Source organism: Okeania sp. SIO2F4 (assembly GCF_010672385.1).
Classification (GTDB): Bacteria; Cyanobacteriota; Cyanobacteriia; order Cyanobacteriales; family Microcoleaceae; genus Trichodesmium.
In genome coordinates this window covers 1-4611 of the sequence record NZ_JAAHGT010000796.1, presented here as the reverse complement: position 1 = coordinate 4611, position 4611 = coordinate 1, and the positions used below count along the sequence as shown (strand labels likewise).

7 protein-coding genes are annotated in these 4611 nt (G+C 34.3%); 6 read left to right on the top strand and 1 reads right to left on the bottom strand.

What is annotated here, in order from left to right; all coding sequences use genetic code 11:
- Window positions 1–63 precede the first annotated feature (63 nt).
- Both F6K22_RS32855 and F6K22_RS32850 read left to right on the top strand, forming a co-directional pair.
- Entirely contained in the window at window positions 64–324 is a 261-nt protein-coding gene (locus F6K22_RS32855; protein ID WP_293107993.1) for a DUF7219 family protein, read from the top strand.
- Between the two features lie 379 nt (window positions 325–703).
- Window positions 704–934: a DUF7219 family protein gene (locus tag F6K22_RS32850; protein WP_293107990.1), complete on the top strand. Its 231-nt coding sequence runs from the start codon at window positions 704–706 to the stop codon at window positions 932–934.
- A gap of 118 nt (window positions 935–1052) precedes the next feature.
- Here F6K22_RS32850 and phnF read toward each other — a convergent pair whose 3' ends face one another.
- Window positions 1053–1781 (bottom strand): phosphonate metabolism transcriptional regulator PhnF, encoded by a 729-nt coding sequence (phnF, locus tag F6K22_RS32845; protein WP_293107987.1) that lies wholly within the window; start codon window positions 1779–1781, stop codon window positions 1053–1055.
- A 179-nt stretch (window positions 1782–1960) separates the two neighbouring features.
- Here phnF and F6K22_RS42650 point away from each other — a divergent pair, with 179 nt between their 5' ends.
- From F6K22_RS42650 to F6K22_RS32835, 4 genes are all read left to right on the top strand, one after another.
- Window positions 1961–2143 carry a helix-turn-helix domain-containing protein gene (locus tag F6K22_RS42650; protein ID WP_363274941.1) on the top strand — a complete coding sequence of 61 codons (183 nt, stop codon included), beginning with the start codon at window positions 1961–1963 and terminating at the stop codon, window positions 2141–2143.
- Window positions 2144–2584: 441 nt separating this feature from the next.
- Window positions 2585–2875, top strand: a complete 291-nt coding sequence (locus F6K22_RS42645; RefSeq protein ID WP_363274939.1) for a transposase — start codon at window positions 2585–2587, stop codon at window positions 2873–2875.
- Between the two features lie 35 nt (window positions 2876–2910).
- Complete coding sequence (locus tag F6K22_RS42640; protein WP_363274937.1) at window positions 2911–3240, top strand: zinc ribbon domain-containing protein; 330 nt, start codon at window positions 2911–2913, stop codon at window positions 3238–3240.
- A gap of 397 nt (window positions 3241–3637) precedes the next feature.
- Window positions 3638–4611, top strand: a 974-nt coding sequence (locus tag F6K22_RS32835) for an L-histidine N(alpha)-methyltransferase (protein ID WP_293107984.1), incomplete at its 3' end; no start/stop codon positions are given.

The following is a 4611-nucleotide window of genomic DNA, read 5'->3' as shown; positions in this document are numbered from 1 at the left end:
TGTAAATAATCATCCCTCTTTTTCAGCTCTAATCAAACCCCATATATTTCTATCGGAGGAAAAATGGCAATTAAGGATGATTTTTTGTATCCTCGCAGTCGCTATCACGGTGATTTTACTCCAGAAAACTTAGTTTTTAATGCAAACTTACAGGAATTTGCTCAACGAGTTAGTATCATTTGTGGCTTAGAAACTGGTGGGAAAATTTCTTCAGAAGAAGCTTATTATAAAATTAAGGACCTTTGGAAACAGTTGAAAAAGTCTAAGAAAAATTTGGGTATTGGTGAAGACTCTGGGGATGGTTCTACTCAGGAAAATATTTAAAATTAATAATGATTTTATCCCCTAAATTAACTGGGAAATTGAGTATTCTTCCTTAAAAATAACAGTTTCAGGCAATTATTTGACATTTAAAGTTTGAAACTATTTGTGACATCCTTAAACTGAATTGGTAGAACAGTTTCAGAGTATTTATCTGTGGTGGGACTTTTGACAAATTCTTGAGCAATGCTATAATAAGTAAAAACACTGAGAAAAAATACTGAAAAATGTGACAAAAAGTAAAAAAAATATCAAGCACAATCTCAAGATAGGCAAAAAAGGAAAATAAAAATGGAGATCATATTACTATGAACAAAAAATTAACTTAAAATCTCTTTAATTAAATTAAAAATTGTGTAAAACTACTCAGGGAGAAACTAAAATGAATCAGCATGAATTTATTTTTCCACAAAGTTCCTATTACGGAAAAGGAACTCCAGAAAATATAGCTTTTAATGGGAAATTACAAGAATTTTCTCATAAGGTAAATTATATTAGTGGTCTACAAACAGCAGGGAAAATTCCAGCAAGATTGGCCTATCTACAGGTGCAGGAACTATGGCAAGAGCTTAAACAAACAAAACAAAAGTTAGATAGTGCAAAAAAAGCTTAAATATAAGAAAAATTTATGGCTCCTAACCAAAGCGCGATCGCCAATTCCAGGTAATCATCAAAATTCACTGATTGGCGAACGCTTAAAATTGAAATAATTTAGCCTCAAACCATTAATATTAATTTTCAAATACTAATTCCATCCTATCACCTCTAAATCTTGTCATCCCATATTCAATAATCTTGCCATCCCCATCTACATTTATCGACTCTGCTAATAGAATAGGGTGATTAAGAGGAACTTCCAAAACAGAAGCATCAAGATGCTCAATTATACGAGCATAAACATGAGTTCTATGACGAATATGGTCGCAATTATATAACTGCCTTAACAATTGAGAAATTGAACCTTTCTCTTGCAAAAATTGGATTCCCTCCTCTTTGATTATTTCTGGAAAACGATCTAAAGGAAAATAATGACTACTAATGCTAAGGGGTTGCTTATCTGCAAAAGCTAAACGTTCAATTAAAGCGACACAAGCACCTACTTCTATTTCTAGTTTTTGAGCAATAGAAGCATCAGCAAGTCTTTCAACTACTTGTAGCAATTGAAAATTAGGTTTTTGACCTTGGGCAATGAGACTTTTATTATAGCGTACCCGTTTACCAATAACATATTGAATAGGTTTACCCACAACAAAAGTTCCACGACCTTGATCGACTCTCAGCAACCCTTCACTTTTCAAAATAGCGATCGCCCGGCGCAAAGTATGACGGTTAACAGCAAAATGTTCACTGAGTTGAGCTTCAGTGGGTAACTTTTCTCCTACTTGATAAACTCCTTGCTTAATTTTTTGGCGTAACTCTTCAACAATTTGAGTATAAATTGGTAAGTCTTCACGGTGCATAAGGTTTTAAATATATATATTTTAAATTTTTCTCGTCACAACTTATAATTTTTTTAGCTGAATTGGCGGTTAATTAAGTAGGCATTGAGCCTACTTAATTAACGATATTATTTTGGAGTTTTTGCTATTAAATAAAACTCGTGTTATAATAGTAACATAAAATCCCAAAAACCCACAAAATGAGGACTGCCTATCAATACAAACTTAGACCCAATAAAGACCAAATTGCGACGATAGAATTGTGGTTGGAGTTGTTGCGTCGGCAGTACAACCATCGACTAGGGGAGCGGTTCTCATGGTGGTCAGAAAATCGCTGTCCGGTTAACGCTTGTCCGCAAGGTGGATGCCAATTCCTCAGTTGAGAGACAACCCAGATTATTACTCTCAGAAAAAAGATTTGGTAAATACCAAAGATAAATTCCCTGAATATAAGTTAATTCATTCTCAGGTATGCACCGATTGCATAAAACGGGTAAAACTTGCCTTTGTGCTTGTGGTTTAAGGTAGATAAAAACGGGCAGCGATTAGGTAAACCTAGATTTAAAGGAAAAGGACGTTATCGGAGCTTTACTTATCCCCAAATAAAGCAAGATTGCATTGAAGAAAATAGGATTAATTTACCCAAAATTGGTAAAGTAAAGTTAATTCAACATCGACCGTTACCCAATGGTTTTCACTCTTAAACTGTTACTATTAGTCGCAAAGCTGATGGTTATTATGTTACCCTATCCCTAGAAGACAAGTCGGTTCCTAAGTTCAATTCTGATGTCAAATCCACATCATAAAATACTCTAGGAATTGACATGGGGTTAAAAGATTTTGTGGTAACTAGCGTTGGAGAATCGGTTCCAATTCCTCAATATTATCGAAAATCTCAGCAGCGATTAAAGACGCTACAAAAACGTTTATCTAGGAAGAAAAAAGGGAGTATAAGATGGTTAAAAGCTGTTAAAGCTGTAGCCAAACAACATAAAAAGGTAGCCGATAAACGGAAAGATTTTCATTTTAAAACAGCCAATGAATTGTTATTAAAAGCTGATATTATTGCCCACGTAGACGCGGAGCGGCGTGCCGAAGGCAAACTTAAATATTAAAGGGCTAGCCAAAACTCGATTGAGTAAATCAATCAATGATGCGATTTGGGGGACAATTTCTAACTATTTTAACTGTCAAAGCTGAGAATGCTGGCCAGAAAACAATAGCAGTAAACCCCAAAAATACCAGCCAAGATTGCTCAAATTGTGGTAAAAAAGTCCCTAAAGAATTGTCGCAAAGAATTCATTCTTGTCCGCACTGCCCTGCAGTAATAGACCGCGATCTCAACGCTGCAATCAATATAAAAAATAGGGCGGTAGGGCATTCCGTCCTTAAAGCTCGTGGAGTCCTATGCTTTCTTCAGGACTGCGAAACGAGAAGCCCACGCCATACCTTAAGGTTGGCGTGGGAGTATGTCACTTGACTATTCAGCTACTAGCTCTCAGAATTTCCTAGGAAATGCTGCGCAAACATCTTTTTTTTGTGAATAACACATTTGCTACAGATAGCTAAGATTAGCTGATATACTTTGAACCATACTTTAAAATAGATTTAAGTCTCTCAATACTACTTTATAACTTAATTTTTTATGAAGTTTATTCCTGAGAGCCAACATCTAAATGCTTATCAAAATAATTGTGTCTAAAAACCCGTCTTTTCATACGAAATGTTTTTAGTGGGTTGCTCGCCCATCCCCATTACAAAAACAACTTCTGACTTCTGAGTTCAACTATAGTCACAGCAAGAATTTAACTTCTGACTTCTGATGACTTCTAACTTCAGCTCTTGACCTATTTCAAATCAAATTATCTAGAATTATTATGTCGGCAAATTTTGAACAAGTATTTGTACATCCTAGTCAATTTCCTGACCAAGTTTATCAAGATTATTTAGTCAGTTTTTCTGGAAAGCAAATTAATCATAAATTTCATTATGATAGTGTCAAGCAAAGTCAAAAATGGTTAAAAATTCACCAAGAATATTCTCCTTCTCGAACCAATCTAGATTGTGTTGATGCTTATGAAAAATGTTTCCAAAAAACAGCCGAAACCCTAGATAAATTTTCCAATTTACAGTTAATTGGATTAGGTTCTGGTGGTGGAACTAAAGATAGTTTGTTATTGTCACACCTATCTAATCAAGGGCGAGAATTAATCTATTACCCTTTGGATGTTAGTTTATCTCTGGCAATAATTTCTGCTCAAAAAGCTAAGAGTTCTTTTCCTGAAATATCTGTACAACCAATTGTTTGCGATCTACTTCATGCTGACGATTTAATGCTTCAGATTCAGAAAAGGGATGAGAAAGAAAGGAGAATTATTACGTTTTTTGGGATGATTCCTAATTTTTATCCCCAGCAAATTTTCCCAATTTTAAATAACTTCTTGACTGAGGGAGATTTATTACTATTAAGCGCAAATTTAGCACCTGGTTCTGATTATGTTCAAGGCATTGAAAAAATTCTGCCACAATATGATAATGAATTAACAAAAGATTGGCTAATTACTGTATTGGAAGATGTAGGAGTTAATCGAGAAAATGGGAATATCAAGTTTGGGATTAAAAATGATGATAAAAATCCTAATTTGAAAAGAGTTAATGCTAATTTTGAATTGAATAATGATGTGAATTTTAAATTGGATGAGCAATTGATAGAGTGGAAAAGTGGGGATAAAATTGGGTTGTTTTTCTCCTACCGTTATACAACAGCAAAGCTGCAAGAAATCCTCAGTAGTTATAGCATAAATATATTGAATTATTGGGAATCTTCTAATCAAGAAGAAGGAGTTTATCT